At 58.9% G+C, this 14,623-nt stretch carries 14 protein-coding genes; 2 read left to right on the top strand and 12 right to left on the bottom strand.

Annotated features, from left to right (window positions below):
• Positions 1-9 precede the first annotated feature (9 nt).
• Positions 10-1,656, bottom strand: coding sequence for a tetratricopeptide repeat protein (locus G5154_RS04575; protein ID WP_337072802.1), 1,647 nt, complete (start codon positions 1,654-1,656; stop codon positions 10-12).
• 295 nt (positions 1,657-1,951) lie between these two features.
• Between G5154_RS04575 and G5154_RS04570 the strand changes: the two genes are divergently transcribed.
• Complete coding sequence (locus tag G5154_RS04570; RefSeq protein ID WP_103250619.1) at positions 1,952-2,377, top strand: Hsp20/alpha crystallin family protein; 426 nt, start codon at positions 1,952-1,954, stop codon at positions 2,375-2,377.
• A 61-nt stretch (positions 2,378-2,438) separates the two neighbouring features.
• On the opposite strand, the gene G5154_RS04565 is transcribed toward G5154_RS04570, so the two are convergent.
• Positions 2,439-3,494, bottom strand: a complete 1,056-nt coding sequence (locus G5154_RS04565; RefSeq protein ID WP_216978405.1) for an FAD:protein FMN transferase — start codon at positions 3,492-3,494, stop codon at positions 2,439-2,441.
• Positions 3,495-3,823: 329 nt separating this feature from the next.
• Here G5154_RS04565 and azu point away from each other — a divergent pair, with 329 nt between their 5' ends.
• Complete coding sequence (azu, locus tag G5154_RS04560; protein WP_374995552.1) at positions 3,824-4,264, top strand: azurin; 441 nt, start codon at positions 3,824-3,826, stop codon at positions 4,262-4,264.
• Positions 4,265-4,378: 114 nt separating this feature from the next.
• Here azu and G5154_RS04555 read toward each other — a convergent pair whose 3' ends face one another.
• The 10 genes from G5154_RS04555 to G5154_RS04510 form a co-directional block, all read right to left on the bottom strand.
• The gene (locus G5154_RS04555; RefSeq protein ID WP_216978406.1) at positions 4,379-4,936 is read right to left on the bottom strand and encodes a HutD family protein; all 558 of its coding nucleotides are present in this window, start codon (positions 4,934-4,936) and stop codon (positions 4,379-4,381) included.
• Between the two features lie 84 nt (positions 4,937-5,020).
• Complete coding sequence (locus tag G5154_RS04550) at positions 5,021-5,680, bottom strand: YceH family protein (protein WP_005347246.1); 660 nt, start codon at positions 5,678-5,680, stop codon at positions 5,021-5,023.
• Between the two features lie 139 nt (positions 5,681-5,819).
• Positions 5,820-7,958, bottom strand: a complete 2,139-nt coding sequence (locus tag G5154_RS04545) for a sensor domain-containing diguanylate cyclase (protein ID WP_216978408.1) — start codon at positions 7,956-7,958, stop codon at positions 5,820-5,822.
• Entirely contained in the window at positions 7,955-9,067 is a 1,113-nt protein-coding gene (locus G5154_RS04540; RefSeq protein ID WP_421250406.1) for a sugar ABC transporter substrate-binding protein, read from the bottom strand. The genes G5154_RS04545 and G5154_RS04540 overlap by 4 nt, the downstream gene beginning before the upstream one ends.
• Positions 9,068-9,310: 243 nt before the next feature.
• Positions 9,311-9,526, bottom strand: coding sequence for a YdcH family protein (locus G5154_RS04535; protein ID WP_005337763.1), 216 nt, complete (start codon positions 9,524-9,526; stop codon positions 9,311-9,313).
• Between the two features lie 285 nt (positions 9,527-9,811).
• Positions 9,812-10,402 carry a hypothetical protein gene (locus tag G5154_RS04530; RefSeq protein ID WP_204382038.1) on the bottom strand — a complete coding sequence of 197 codons (591 nt, stop codon included), beginning with the start codon at positions 10,400-10,402 and terminating at the stop codon, positions 9,812-9,814.
• Positions 10,399-11,760, bottom strand: coding sequence for an MATE family efflux transporter (locus tag G5154_RS04525; protein ID WP_013723595.1), 1,362 nt, complete (start codon positions 11,758-11,760; stop codon positions 10,399-10,401). The genes G5154_RS04530 and G5154_RS04525 overlap by 4 nt, the downstream gene beginning before the upstream one ends.
• A gap of 108 nt (positions 11,761-11,868) precedes the next feature.
• Positions 11,869-13,692: a SulP family inorganic anion transporter gene (locus G5154_RS04520; RefSeq protein WP_194495774.1), complete on the bottom strand. Its 1,824-nt coding sequence runs from the start codon at positions 13,690-13,692 to the stop codon at positions 11,869-11,871.
• A 71-nt stretch (positions 13,693-13,763) separates the two neighbouring features.
• Positions 13,764-14,354, bottom strand: coding sequence for a nucleotidyltransferase family protein (locus tag G5154_RS04515; RefSeq protein WP_202005573.1), 591 nt, complete (start codon positions 14,352-14,354; stop codon positions 13,764-13,766).
• Positions 14,341-14,601, bottom strand: a complete 261-nt coding sequence (locus G5154_RS04510; protein WP_005347229.1) for a GNAT family N-acetyltransferase — start codon at positions 14,599-14,601, stop codon at positions 14,341-14,343. Before G5154_RS04510 ends, G5154_RS04515 begins: the two co-directional genes overlap by 14 nt.
• Between the last annotated feature and the right edge of the window lie 22 nt (positions 14,602-14,623).

The following is a 14,623-nucleotide window of genomic DNA, read 5'->3' as shown; positions in this document are numbered from 1 at the left end:
GACGGCGTCTTAGTTGAACTGGTTAAACTCCTGACGCAGCTTGCGAAAACGCTCCTGCTGAGCCGGGTTGAGGGGGATGCCGTCGAGCACGTCCAGGGTGTCTTTGCACTCGATACCAAACTCCGGGCTTTTGCGGTTTTTCTGCATCAGTTGCAGCAACACCTGGATCTTGTTGAGGGCGGCACCGGTATTGGCGGGGGCCCGGCGCAGCGCCTCGCGAAAGTGACCGAGCGCCTGTTCCAGCTCGCCGCTCTGATAGGCCTTGATCCCCAGATCGTTGAGCTGCTGGTAGCGCTGACGCCGCTCCAGCACCGTTTTATCATCACGGGTTGCCTGAATGCAGGTAGTAAGCAGCCGGTCTTCATCCTTTGCCAGCAGTCCCTGCAGGCTCTCGGCATATTCGAACTCGCCGAGCTGATAGAGGGCGAGGATGGTTTCGCCAAGCAGGGCAGGGGGCATGGTGGCCGGTTCATCAAGCCAGTTCTGGTTGGCGCGATAGAGCATCTTCTTGCCCTTGAGCAGCTCCCCCAGCGCAATTTGCACTCGGGCCTGACAGATTTGCTCGAATACCGGGTAGTTGAACTCCGACATCATCAGCGAATCGCGGATGCGCGACAGGGCCGAGTTGACCTGCTTTTGCAGGTTGGCGATATGATAGCTGTCGTTGCTGTTGAGGGCGTAGAGGGTCAGGGTCTGGATATAGGCACCCAGATAGTGGGGGGTTCGGTGGATCGAGTTACGCGACAGATCGATCAGCGACAGCAGCACATCCTTGGCCTGAGCGTAGTCGTGGCGTAGCAGGCACACTTCCGCCAGCCGACGGGAGAGCTGCACCGATTGGGGGGAGATATCCACCGCTCGTCTAAGTTCTTGTTGTGCCAGTTCATCGTTGCCGAGGGCGAGTTGGGATTCCGCCAGCCAGAGGTGTGCTTCCACCATCAGCGGGGTATTTTTGAGGGTCGCCTGCAGATGGCTGACCGCTTCTTCATGAAGTCCCAGAGTATTGCACGCCTTGCCCAGTGTCAGGCGGGCCCAGCTGTTCTCCTGCCCGGCCAGCAGCTGGCGCATCAGGGCGCGTGCTTCTTGTGCCTGACCCAGCTTGAGGTGGGTATCAGCTTGCAGGCAGCGGCAGTAGTTGGCAAAACGGGGGACAGCATCAGCCCGCTCGGCACAGGCGGTAATGAGGGTCGCCAGATTGTTATCAGCCAGCGCAGTAAAGACGCTGGCCAGGGCGTTGCGCCGGGCGAGGGCCCGCTTGAGGCGAAACGAGAACTGCTCCTGGGAGAAGGGCTTCATCAGGTATTCGTCGGGCTCGGCTTCCAGCGCGCTCAGCACCATGGCGCGAGAGCTGTCGCCACTCACCATGATCACCACGCTCTGGGGCGGAATGAGCTTCTGATCCCGCAGGCTCTCCAGCAGCTGCCGCCCGTTCTCGCCAATCCCCAGATCGTAATCAATGAGATAGATATCGAAGCTGCCCTTCTGGCAGCGGCGTCGCGCATCCTCGGCGGTATTGGAGTAGGTGATGTTGCTGATACCCAGATTGAGCAGCATCGCCTTCATCATCACCTGAAACGAGCGCTGCTCATTGACCATCAGAATGCGTTGTGGCTTGGCAGGGCTCTTCTTTTCTGACGCGTTTTCCGGTGTCTGCATTGTTCTGGGTCGAGGCGCTACGGGTTGATGGGAGAAAGTGTGCCACCAAAGCGTGTCAAGTGGCAATCAATGTGCTTTTGTCACGCAACTTTCAGTTTCCATGTCACGCTCTGTGCCTGGTGGCCAGGGCGATGTGGTTGATCCATATCAAATAAAGCTCAGATGGGGTGGCAGCACGCGGCACACTTTTTAGACTGATAGAGGGGGCAACGACAAGCCCCGGTCACATATAGGCCCCATCAGGCAGGTATCAGGGCCTGCCTCTGTTAGTCCATGAATCACGGAGGGATCAGAGATGAGTTTGCTACCAAGCCGTACCAGTCTGTTCGATGACCTGTTTCGCGATATGGCGTCCGGCTTCTATATTCGCCCCTTGCACGGGGACCCCTTGCCGAGCCAGATCAGGCTGGATTTGAAGGAGAGCGATGGCAACTATGTGCTGCAAGCCGAGTTGCCGGGGGTTGCCAAAGAGGACATCCATGTGGATATCCATGGTAAACAGGTGACGCTGAAAGCGGAGATCCGCCAGTTTGACAGCCAGAACAAGGATGAGCGAACACTGCGCAGTGAACGCTATTTTGGCAGTGTTTCACGCACTCTGGAGTTGCCGGTCGAGGTGGCGCTGGACAAGGTCAGCGCCAGGTTCGAGAACGGTATCCTCACGTTGCAACTGCCCAAGCAGGTGGAAACGCCAGCCCCTCACCGGGTGACCATCGAATAGCCCGTGACAAGTTCATCATCAACCGTAATGAGAAGGCCCCGTTATCGGGGCCTTCTGTTTATCAGTGCTTTTCTGTCGGTTGCTTCGCCAGATAGTGGGCGAATTGGGGCGTGTACTTGGCCTTGAACCCCTGTTCGGTCTTGATGATGAGATAGACCGCCAGCTTGTGCTGTTTGGCAAATGCCATACCCGCTTCGGGCCCCATCACCATCAGCGCGGTATCGAGGGCGTCAGCCTCAAGCGCGGTCGGGGTGATCACGCTGGCGGAGACCAGCTTGTGGGTGACAGGCTGGCCGGTGGCGGGGTCGATGATATGGGAGTAACGCTGTCCATCTATCTCGTAGTAGTTGCGATAGCTGCCTGCGGTGCTGAGCGCCATACCGTTGGGGATGACGATATCGGAAAACGCTCCCGGCTGATCGGAAGGTTCGACGATGGCCACTCTCCACGGTGAACCCTTGCTGTTGTTGCCCTTGCTGCGCACCGCACCGGCCACTTCGATCAGGTAGTTGTGTACCCCCTTGCCCTCGAGCAGGGCGGCGATTTCATCCGATGCAGCCCCTTCGCCCAGGGTGGAGAGGTCGAGATAGAGATCCGGGATCGTTTTTTCGAGCAGGAAGTGATCCCCTTGCGGGGTCAGGGTCAGCTTGTCGATGCCCACCTTGTGGCGGGCGGCGGCGATGGCCGCCTCATCGGGTCGCTTGACCGGGCGTTTGTCCGGGCCAAATCCCCACAGATTGACCAGAGGCCCCACGGTCACATCCAGCTTGCCATCGGTCAGCTTACCGGCATCAATCCCCTGCTGGACTATGATGGCCATGGCGGGCGGGATGGCAAACGGGGTATTGGCGGGCCCCTGATTGAATCGGGAGATGAGGGAGTCGGGATCGTAGGTGGAGATCTCCTTGTTCATCCGGGCCAGCAGACTCTCTACATCGCTTTTGAGGGAGGGCTCCCCACCGGGGTAGCTATCGCTCAGGGTCACCACATAGTAGGTGCCCATGGTCTTGCCCTGAATACGGGTCTGGGCTGGCGGGGTCGGCTGGCAGCCGGTCAGCGCCAGCAGCAGGGTTAGCAGCAGGCCGCGCAGGGCCGCCACGGGGGTCATCGCAATCATCCGGCGCTCTCATCTGGAGAAGGTTCATATCGGGGCGCTAGCTTAGCCAAGGGGCGCTCGCCGGGCGAGCCCTGATAGGGGCAATCGGGGGGAAAAGAGCAGAAAAAATTAAACAGTTTTGAACCTGTTGCTGTAGCGGGTCGTATCGTCCATCCGTGATGGGAGATAGTGGCGAGTACAGCACCGTCTGGTGACCTGGCCCGCAGCTTTGGCCAAAACCCATCGCCGATTGAAAACAATTGAGTAAAATGAAGGTCGATTTAGACGGCATCTTTGCGAAGCATATACGCCACGCTGTTGCCATCCATTGCCAATCAAAGGAGAAGATGATGAAAAAGGCGATTACCCTGCTGTTTCTGAGTACTCTGGCTGCCCCGGTTCTGGCCGATGAGTGCGCACTGGTCATCGAAGGCAATGATGCCATGCAGTACAACCTCAAAGAGATGAGCGTTCCGGCCACCTGCAAGGAGGTGACGGTTACTCTGAACCATACCGGGAAGCTGCCTGTGACCGCCATGGGCCATAACTGGGTGCTGGCCAGCACCGCAGACTATCAGACTGTGGCGACGGCGGGGATGAGCGCCGGGGCCGAGAACGGCTATCTGCCCAAGGATGATCCCCGCGTGCTGGCGCATACCAAGCTGATCGGCGGTGGCGAGAGCAGCAGCGTCACCTTCAAGACCGACGGTCTGGCGGGCAAGGAGCTCACCTTCTTCTGCTCCTTCCCCGGCCACTTCGCCATGATGAAGGGCTCATTCAAGGTCAACTAAGGTGCTGACCGGCATCGAGCCGGTCGCCTCAATAGAAAAAGCCGGGATTTCCCGGCTTTTTCATATCTGTCGCTTGTTGTGGCGTGGCATGACTGCGCACAGCCGACTTTCGCGCTATTTGGCCTGCAGGGTAAAGAAGGCGATGGAGCTCTTCTTCTGGCATTCGAAGTGAATGCTCTCTTCACCGGTCACCACCAGCGTCTCGTTGATGGCCACCTCTTTGCCCTGCACGGTCAGCTGGCCGCTCAGCAGGTGACAGAGGTAGGTCTTCCCTGGCTCGAGGGTCAGGGTCAGCGGGAAGGGGAGGTTCAGCACCCGCACGTTGGCGCTGATGCGATCCGGATGGTAGATAAGCCCCAGATCGGTCACCTCTTTTTTCAGCAACTCGCAGTGGGTCTCCTCGTCGCCGCTAAAGTGCGCCGCCTCGAAGGTGGCGTAGGGGTGGCCGTTGAGCACAAAGCCAGCCCCGCTTACCGGCAGCAAAATGCGTTGATAGCCGGGAAAGGGGGAGAAGGGGCCCGCACTCTTGATGGGGGCCGAGCTCAGCCGATAGTCAAAGTCGAGTTTGGCAAGGCTGCTCCCCTTGGGGGAGATGAGGATCTGGCTGGTGGTGCCCTGCTGGTTCTTCCAGGGCATCTTCTGGTGGTCAGACTCTTTAATCAGGGTGATCACGGGCACTTCCTCACGATAAAAAACGCAGGGAGCCGGTGACATCAACCCCGGCTCCCTGATAGAGATGGGCGATGGTAAGGGCGATCAGCCCTGACCATCCAGTGCAGCCAGTCGTGCTTCTATGGCGGCGAGACGGCTCTTGAGCTCGCTTACTTCCTGCTCCAGCTCGCTCAGGCGGTCGGCGGCCGGGGAGGCATAGGCAGCCGCAGGGGTGGCATCCATCATCGCCTGGATATCCACCTCACCGCTGAACAGGTGGGCGTAGCGGGATTCGCGCTTGCCCGGCTCACGTGGCAGTTTGACCACGTAAGGGCCACGTTCGATGAGGCGATTGAGTACGGCATCTACCTCGGTCACGTCATCAAAACTGCAGAGGCGATTGGTGCGAGAACGCAGCTCCCCCGGGGTTTGCGGGCCGCGCAGCAGCAACTCGCAGATGATGCCGAGTTCCTGCGCATCGAATTTCAGTTCACCAAACTCGGTGTTGCAGAATCTGTGCTGGTAGCGGGGTACCCGGGCATTGAAACCTGCCGTGTTGACTACCAGGCGTCGGCGGATCAGCTCGTCCACCACGGCGCGGATATCGAGTTCGGCCAGATCCAGTACCGGCTCACGGTTACTCTTCTGGTTGCAAGCATTGACCAGTGCATTAAGGGAGAGGGGATATTGATCCGGGGTGCAGATCTCTTTTTCAATCAGACACCCGATGACACGGGCCTCCAGCGGGCCAAGTACTAACTCCATTTCCTACTCCCTAGCAAATCGCGATATCAAGAGCCCCCTATCTTAGTCATGGTCTGCGCCGCGTCTAGCGTTGCGCACCATTTTTGCGAGCTAATCAGGGGGTTGGCGAAAGGCTCGCCAACGCCGGAGGTCACCGCTTTTAGCGTTGCCCCTGATAGAAGCGGGCTTTGTCGGCATACATGGCGTCGTCCGCCACCCGGCTCAGCTCTGCCAACGGGGTCTGGTCGCTACTGCTCCAGCCGATGGCGAAACGCAGCGGGAATCTGTGCTCCCCATGTTGCACGATGGCGTGCTGCTGGCTTGCCTCCAGTCTGCCTGCCAGCTGTTGGCAGGCAAGGTGATCCGCCTCCGCCAGTAGCACGAATTCGTCTCCTCCCATTCTGAATATGCTCTCATTCTGTCGGCACAGCGTTCGCAGTAGTCGTGCCATCTGGATCAGCAGGGCGTCGCCCGCCTCGTGCCCATACTGGTCGTTGGTGCGTTTGAGGCCGTTAAGGTCGAGCATGAAGAGCGCGAGGTGACGTTCCGGATGGCGCGCCAGCACCGTCTGATAGTGATGAAACGCCTCTTCGAACGCCTGTCGGTTGGGGAGGCCGGTGAGGTTATCAGTGCGAGCGACCCGCGCCAGCTCGTCGGTGAAGAGGCGCCCCTCGATGCCTACCGCCAGCTGTTTGGCAAACAACCGCAAGATGGCCCTGTCTTCGGACTCCAGCCCTTCGGCGCTCACCATGAGATAACCAAACAGCACACCACTCTGGCTGCCGGGCAGGGTCATGATCTTCCAGGAGGCATTATCCCACTGGCATTCGGAGTGTTTGACCTCCTCATCCATCAGTTGGGTCAGTTTCTCCTGCAGGGGATCACGCAAGGGGGCATCGACCCCCTGGGTCAGGGAGTAGTGGGGCTCGCCATCGCGGCGGATCACCAGCCCCCAGCGGTGGCCGGGATAGAGCTGGGAGAGCTGCAACAGGGCGGAGCTGGCCAGCTCGGCAATATCGATATCCAGCTGCTGGTGCAGACCGAACTGCAACCATGATTGCAGGATATGGCGGCTGCGCTCCTCCCGGCTCAGGGCCGAGCGCAGGGCGGTCGTTTGCGAGGCGACCTCTTGCTCCAGTTCATCGTTGAAGCCGAGCAGCCGCTGATTGAAGGCCTCTTTCTCGCTGTTGGCCTGCTGCAGCTGTTCATTCTGTTGATAGAGCGCTCTTACCTGGGCAGAGATGGTATAGGCCATCTCCTGCAGCAGCCGACGCACCTCATCGTATTCCACAAAGCGCAGCGGTGCTTGCTGTTGCTGGTAGTTGCCCTTGCCGTAACTGCGCACCAGGGCTGCCAGCGAGCGCAGCGGTCGGGTGAGCCAGCGGGTAAGCCAGATACAGCCGATGGCCACCAGCAGCAACATGACGGCGATGCTGACGGTCAACAACTGCTGAGATTTGTTTAGCTCGCTCACCCTGTCATCGCTGTAGCTGTAGAGGGTGATGGTTGGGGTGATGGTCTCTTCCAGTTGTGGCCAGCCGATGGTCAAGAGCTGTGCCATCTGGCTGGGTACCCGGTCGTTCATATCTTTGGTGTTGTTGTGTGAGCCTTCGTAGAGACGGGTATCTCCTTGTGAAATCACCAGATACTCGCTCCCCTTCAGATAGGGTTCCAGCAGTTGGGCCATCTGCCTCCAGGGGAGGATGGCCATCACAAAGCCCGCTGGGGTCTGCATCACCCCGGCCCGCTGATGATTGCGATAGATGGGGGCCACCAGCGCCAACCCGCCACTGCGATCCTGTTCCATATCGCCGATCAGCAAGGGATCATCCACAGGCATCAGCAAATGCTTGCCCTGTTTGGCTTCCCGCGTCTCGCTCCATGCCATCAGCTGTGGCATCAGGTTACTCGATTCAAGGTAAGAGGCTCGGCCGTTGATGTACTCTACTACCCGACCCTGATCATCGATCAGGTAGGCTGAGGTCAGCAGACTGTTGGACTTGATAAAGGCCGCCAGCGCCAGGCGGGCATGACTGGAGAAGAGAAAATTCTCGAGTGCCTGATTAAGCACCCGATCGTTGCTGAGTTGTTGAAGCTGGGTTCCGATCAATTCGCTGCGAAAGCGTGCCTCACGGGTCATGCTGGTGAGGGCTCGCTCCAGTTGGGATTGTTCGCTCTGGGCAATGATCTGGTGTTGACGAGCCAGCAATATGCCGCTTACCAGCAGCGCTGGCAGCAGGGCTGCGGTGAACAGTATGACGATGAGCGTAGGACCGAGACGAAAGGTGCGGTGGCTCATTTTGACTTGACCTGCTGGTATTGCTGATCGGCCAGTTGCTGCATATAGCGAGCTGCTTCAGCGGCACTGCTTCCCTCCTTGAAACGCTCGAACCCCTTGTCCATCGCCTGCCAGGCAATGGACATGGCGCTCTCTGAAGGCATGGGTGTACTGAGGGTGAACTGTTCCAGCAGCACCTTTTCGTGCAGGGCGGGGTATTGGTTGATGGCGGAAAAAGCCCGCTGGTTGATTGGTAACAGCGAACCCTGTCGATAGATCAATTGCTGAATATCGTCCCGCTGGATAAAGGCCATCAGGGCTTTGATGACGGTCTGACGTTCTTCATCTGCCATTGCCCAACGAGATACACTCAGGACGTAGGCGCCGCTCATGGAGTGCATCGGGCGATCTTCCCAGTGAGGCAGCATGGCAACCCCAAGCTGTTCTCCCATGTTTTTCACCAGGTCATTGAAGGCCCAGTCCCCGTTGACAAGATAGGCACTCTTGCCGTCGTTGAAATTGGCGAGAGCGGTATCATAGTCGCACTCGGGATCGCCCCACTTCTCTCTGGCGACCGTACGGTACGCTTCCAGTGCCTGAATCATGGCCGGCGTGTCGAGTGTGATGCGCCCTTCGGTCACTGGCGAGCCACCAAAAGTGAGCAGAAATGCTGCAAAGTAGTACATGTCGTGGTAGGGCCAGCTGACGGGCTGGATCCCCTTGGCCTTGAGGGCCGGAGTGATGGCTGCCAGTTGCTGCCATTGGGTCACCGGTGTTGAGACCAGCGCCTTATTGTAAAACAGCATCAGATGGTTGCCCTGCATCATGGGCATGCCCCAGCGTTGCTGATCCAGGGTGACATATTGCAGAGCACTGCTCATCAGTGCAGATGAGAACCATCCGGTTGGCAGGGGGGCGAAGGACATCTGTCGGTAGAGGCCGATAAAGTCGGACGGGATCAGCATCAAGTCGGGCAGCCCCCTGGCTTGCGCAGCCAGCAGGATGTCTGCCTTGATCTTGCCGGGCTCGATCTGGGTGACGTGAACCTTGTGATTGCCTTCCTGATTGAATCGCGTGATCACGTCGTCGATCACATATCCGGCCTGCTGGGAGTGCCACAACTCCAGCACTGGCTCCTGGGCTCGCAGTGGCTGGAGGCCAGATAAGATGCAAAGCAGTAAAAGATGATAAAAAACGCGATTTATGGTCATGTTACCATCACATCTGTGCCTTGAATCCAAAATGAAAAATGTAACAAACAACCGCTACTGTCGGTAGTGTGGCGGATCAACTAATTGACTAAAACAATAAAAAGCCCGGCGCTTGGGCCGGGCTGAGGGATAAATTGCTTATCCGGATTATCTTCGAGGCATCTATTGTGGATGTTGTTTGAGGATGTCGTATATCTCCTCTTTCAGTTTGAGTTTCTGTTTTTTCAGATCCCTCACCTCGGCGCTATAGTCGCTGGCGTGATGTTTTTCCAGCTTTCTAATCTCCGCATCCAGGTCGTTGTGCAAGTCAAACTTCTTCTGGAAATGGACATCACTGCTCTTCAGTTTCGAGATAAGTTCTCTGTACTCTGGGAACATGTAATGGAGCCTCCTTGGTTTCGTTTGATTGTGCCTTAGAGACCAAACTACCCCTTACCCCCCCAGATAAATGTGATCCGGATCCAATTCGGCAACAATGGTTTGCTGCATAAAGAATGTGGTTTTTAACTTGTTGAATCAAAAGCAGATCAGATATTCATTAGTCAGAGGGAGAGGGATAAACTGGAATCCTGATCACAGTTGTGACGGCGGGATGATGGTCGCGAGCCGGTAAACGGCAGCAAAAAAGGGGCATAGCGCCCCTTCATATAACCGGTATGGCATTTACTCTTTTTTCTTTTTCTTCTCGGGCAGCGGCTTGCCGTCGCGGTGGATCACCTTGCCCGCTTCAAAGCCAATCTGGGCGGCAAGCTCCTCCAGATCCGCCGACTTGGCCTGATCCCCGATGGCGTATCGATAGTTGGCGATGGAGAGTTTGTCAGCCACCGGCGTGCCCGGGACGATAGGCTCGCGCCAGCCCTGGCCGATGTGGGCCACCAGGGTGCCATTCATCAACAGCTCGCCGACGATCTCCTGGGTCGGATTGCCCTTGCCGTAGGTGAGACCCTGCGGGTGCTTCTTGCCGACCAGCGGCTCGTTGCTGGCGGGGATCAGCTTGGTGCGGATCAGCCACTTGGGCTTTTTGGTGTTGCCCACCGCCTTGCCGGTTTGGTACTCGTTGATCTTGATGGTCTTGATCATCTGGGCCATGAAGTCCTTGGTCAGCGCCTTCTGGGCGTCGCTGGTTTCATCGATGGCGATGGGGGCCACATACCAGGTCTGGGTGGCTTGAGCCTTGGGAGCGGCAGGGGCAGTTTGCGCCATGGCCAGGGGGCTGAGCAGGATGGCAGCCAGCAAGAGTCCTATCTTCTTCATTGTGATTCCGCTTTTGTTTCAACAAGAATTTTGTTTTGCCAGCGACGACTGCGCCAGCGCCAGAACATGGCCAGACCGCGCACCCACTCGTCGCAGGCCAGCGCCAGCCAGATACCGACCAGTCCATAACCCTGCATGATACCGAGGAAATAGGAGAGTGGCACGGCAATTCCCCACATGGAGAGCAACGCCATGTAGAGGGGGAAACGGGCATCCCCGGTGGCCCGCAGGGCGTTGATCACCACCAGATTGAAGGTGCGGCCGGGTTCGAGGATAAGGCTGATAAGAAATAGCTGCGCCACCTGGGTGATGATGTCGGCATCATCGGTAAAGAGGCTGATGATGGTACGGCCATTGAGGGCCGCCGCCACGGCGATGACGCAGGTAACTGCCAACCCCAGCTTGAGGCTCTTGAGCAGTTGCTGATAGGCGCGATCGAACTGTCTTGCTCCCGCCAGATGGCCGATGATGATCTCGTTGCCAAGGCCGATGGAAAGGCCAAACAGCAGGATAAACAGGCAGATCTGAAAGAAGTAGGACTGGGTTGCCAGCGCCTTGTCACCCAGCAGTCCGACAAAGGCTGTCACCACCATAAACTGCAGCATCCAAGAGAGGTTCTCTCCTGCCGCCGGCAGGCCGATATGGAGCACTTTGCCCAGCATCTCCCGGCTGGGGTGGACGATATCGCGCACCACCAGTCGAATGCCGGTCTTGCGGGCTACCAGCCACACCAGCAGCACCACGCCGATCAGGCGGCCCGCGACCGTGCTGATGGCGACACCGGCGACGCCAAGCTGGGGCAGGCCGAACCAGCCGTAGAGCAGCAGCAGGTTGCCGACGAAGGTGATGAGGTTGACGATCAGGGTCACATACATCGCCTGACGGGTGTGGCCGTGAGCGCGCAGGGTGGCTGCCAGACAGAGGGCTGCGGCCTCCGGTAACAGGCAGAGACCGATGATCTGCAAGTAAAGCGTCCCGTCGCTCATCAGGTTGGCAGGCAGGTTCATCAGCGCCAGCATGGTGCTGGCCCCTGCCATCACGCCGATGGCGGCCACCAGACCGATCAGCAGGTTGAAGCCGATGGCGGTGTGGATCACCACCCGACTTTTCTCCCGATCGCCCGCCCCCAGATACTGGGTGATCACCACGCTGGTACCGATACTGACGAAGCTGAACAATGTGATGGCGAGATCGAACACCTGATTGCCGACCGCCAGCGCCGCCACTCCCTGATAGGAGACGTGACCCACCATGAAGGTATTGAGGGCACCGGTCAGAAAGTGCAGGGCGAGATCGATAAAGAGCGGCCAGGTCAGCGCAAATAGCGTGCCCGGGCCTGCGTGGGATTGAGATTGCATGGCATGTCCAACAGCTGGGAGGGCACGGGGGAGTGTCCTCTGGGGGCGCATTTAACACCAAGGCCAAGGCCGGTGCAATCCTTGTGCAGGATTGCATCGGCCAGGGGATCAGGCAGGCGTGGCGCCCGCCTCCTGTTCGCTTGGCAAGGTGAGGCGAGCCGAGTCCGGGAGGGCATCATCCTGCGGCCAATTTGAGCGGATGGCATCAGTGGTGCTCTCCACCACCGCATCATCCTTGAACACCGGCTCGCGATAGCAGCGGGTCAGGCGCAGCGCCTGATACATGTCGGGGCAGAGGATGATCCCTTCATCGCCCACCCGCACGCCCGCCTGCTTTAGCCAGTGGGTCATCTGGCCGTGGCGACCCGCCATCACCATATGGATGCCGCGCCGTTTCAGCTCTTTGTGCAGCTCTCCCACCATGCTCATCACGCTGATGTCCTGATGGGTGAAGCAGGCGACCGCATCGATCACCAGACACTTGGGGGCTCGGGGATCCTGCACCAGCAGGGCCAGCACCCGCCGCTTGAAGTAGGGGGCGTTGAAGTAGGTGAGCGGCGAGTTGAAGCGATAGACCAGAATACCCGGGATCGCCTTGGCCTGTTCGTTATCCCCCAGGGTGCGCACCACCCCCTCGTCATCCATGCCGAGCAGCTGATCGGTGGGACGCATCACATTGCGCAGGAACTGGAACAGCCCCAGCAACACGGCAAGGGTGATCCCGGGGATCACTCCCATGGTAAGCACGCTGATAAAGGTGACCAGCGCCAGCCAGAAGGCGGATCGATCGGAGTGGCGCAGGGCCCAGAGACCGCGAAAATCGGTGAGCGACAGAGAGGCCATCACCAGCACCACCCCGAGGGCGGCAGTGGGTATATATTTGAGCGGCGCCGTCAGATAGAAGGTGATGAGGGCGATCACCGCCGCAGCGATGATGGAGACCAGCTGGCTCTTGCCGCCGTTGGCATCGTTGACCGCGGTGCGTGAATCCGCGCCGCTGATGGCAAAACCCTGTGAGACCGCGGAGGCGAGGTTCGCCATACCGAGGGCTCGAAACTCTTTGTCTGCGTCGATTTCGTAACCGTTTTTGGCTGCAAAGCTGCGAGCGGTCAGCATCATGGAGACGAAGCTCACCATGGCGAGGTTAAGGGCGGGCAGTACCAGCTCCCGCATCAGGCCGGGGGGAAATTCCGGCATCTGGAACGCGGGCAGGCCGGAACCCACCGCCCCCAGGGTGGCGATATCAAACTGGCCGAGATTAAAGCCCCACACCAGCGCAGCGGTCACCACCATGGCCACCATGGAGGAGGGCCATGCCGGTTTGTAGCGCTTGGCCAGCAGCAGGGTGAGCAGGGCTACCAGACTCATGGCCAGGGTCGGCAGATGGGTCTGGGTGATATAGGTGGCGCCGCTGGCGATCCGCTCGATGAGGTAACGTTCGCTGAAAGTGAAACCGAAGATCTTGGAGAGCTGGCCCACCATGATGGTGATGGCCACACCATTGAGCAGCCCCATCAGGATGGGGCGGGAGAGAAAGTCCGCTAGCACCCCCAGCTTGAAGCGGCTGGCAATCAGGCACCAGAAGCCGGTCATGGCGGTCATGGTCATCACCAGTTGCCAGTGACGGGTGGGGTCGCCTGCGGCCAGCGGCGTTACCACGGCGGCGATGACCGCACAGGTGGCGGCATCAGGGCCGACGATCAGCTGGCGGGAGGTGCCAAACAGGGCATAGACCAGCATGGGCAGGATGCAGGAGTAGAGGCCGACGATGGCACCCACCCCGGCAAGCTCGGCATAGGCGATGGCGACGGGCAGCGCCACTGCCGCCACCGAGAGTCCGGCGCGAAGATCTGGCATCAACCAGGCGCGCTGGTAATGCAGCAGGGCGGCGAGGCCCGGTAGCCAGCGTTCGAGAGAGAAGAAGTCGCGCATTATTTAACCCATTGAGTTACAACCAGCTTTTCCCCTAGTGTGCCCAAGGTTATCGAAAGATTGCAATCAGGTTATGGCCAGTTTACCTGAAGGTCAGGCCAGATAGCCTGCCAGCGTTTCTCCTTGATGCGCTGGGTAAAAATCTGTTTGTCCTGGCGACATTTGGGGTTGGCACTCACTTGCAGCGACCAGTTGATGGCAAAGCCGTAGGGGGCAAGCCACTCGAACTCGCCATCCCGGGTGAGGCGTACGCCGATGCAGGTGGGCACCTCGACCCAATGGCTGAGCGCCTCAAGGCTGCTGGCAAACGGCGCTACCAGCTGGCGAGTATGCATGCGGGCCTGATTGCGCACCTCCCACTGCTGGCCGGGCAGGCGTTTGGCGAGCCAAGCTTCGTGCTCCGCTTCGGCCAGCCCTTGCGGATCGGTTTTATCGAGATAGATAAGGTCGATATCGTTGAGCGGGGTGGGCACCGCCTTGTGGTGAAGGTGATCCCAGATGAGGTTGCGGATAAAACCGGCCCCCAGCGCCCAGTCGGGCAGATTGAGCTCGGCCGCGGCTTGCAGGCAGGCCATCCGCTGCGGATCGGCCCGCAGCAGGGCTTCTGTTTTGGCTTGGAATTGCTGTTCGAGGACGGTGTTCAGAGGTTCAGTTGTTGGCATTGCGGCGTAACCAGACATCAATGTAGCGACAGCTCGGCACTATAGTGAGCCCCTCCGCCTGAGTCCAGTTGAAGAAGGCGCGCGCCAGCTGATCGGCAATCCCCTGCACCCGCAGCTCGGGGGGGACGAAAGTACTGTAGGCGTCGATGGTCTTGGCATCGAGGCGCCGGTAGCGCAGTCTCGACTCTTTCCCCTCAACCATACAGATAAACTGTTGCTGGTTGGCCTGATGAATAATCTCGCTCATGGTGGGCACCTCTGGCATCAAG

It is taken from the genome of Aeromonas sp. 600527, assembly GCF_049175415.1.
Taxonomy (GTDB): Bacteria; Pseudomonadota; Gammaproteobacteria; order Enterobacterales; family Aeromonadaceae; genus Aeromonas; species Aeromonas veronii_A.
Note: the sequence above shows the minus strand (reverse complement) of the source record. Positions and strands in the feature narration are given on the sequence as shown.

Bases quoted from the DNA above. Each gene is read 5' to 3' on its own strand.
- G5154_RS04565 (WP_216978405.1), bottom strand. From the start codon at position 3,494: ATGATTGCGATGACCCCCGTGGCGGCCCTGCGCGGCCTGCTGCTAACC.
- G5154_RS04550 (WP_005347246.1), bottom strand. From the start codon at position 5,680: ATGGAGTTAGTACTTGGCCCGCTGGAGGCCCGTGTCATCGGGTGTCTG.
- G5154_RS04520 (WP_194495774.1), bottom strand. From the start codon at position 13,692: ATGCGCGACTTCTTCTCTCTCGAACGCTGGCTACCGGGCCTCGCCGCC.
- G5154_RS04575 (WP_337072802.1), bottom strand. From the start codon at position 1,656: ATGCAGACACCGGAAAACGCGTCAGAAAAGAAGAGCCCTGCCAAGCCA.
- G5154_RS04530 (WP_204382038.1), bottom strand. From the start codon at position 10,402: ATGAAGAAGATAGGACTCTTGCTGGCTGCCATCCTGCTCAGCCCCCTG.
- G5154_RS04535 (WP_005337763.1), bottom strand. From the start codon at position 9,526: ATGTTCCCAGAGTACAGAGAACTTATCTCGAAACTGAAGAGCAGTGAT.
- G5154_RS04545 (WP_216978408.1), bottom strand. From the start codon at position 7,958: ATGAGCCACCGCACCTTTCGTCTCGGTCCTACGCTCATCGTCATACTG.
- G5154_RS04515 (WP_202005573.1), bottom strand. From the start codon at position 14,354: ATGCCAACAACTGAACCTCTGAACACCGTCCTCGAACAGCAATTCCAA.
- G5154_RS04510 (WP_005347229.1), bottom strand. From the start codon at position 14,601: ATGAGCGAGATTATTCATCAGGCCAACCAGCAACAGTTTATCTGTATG.
- G5154_RS04570 (WP_103250619.1), top strand. From the start codon at position 1,952: ATGAGTTTGCTACCAAGCCGTACCAGTCTGTTCGATGACCTGTTTCGC.
- azu (WP_374995552.1), top strand. From the start codon at position 3,824: ATGAAAAAGGCGATTACCCTGCTGTTTCTGAGTACTCTGGCTGCCCCG.
- G5154_RS04525 (WP_013723595.1), bottom strand. From the start codon at position 11,760: ATGCAATCTCAATCCCACGCAGGCCCGGGCACGCTATTTGCGCTGACC.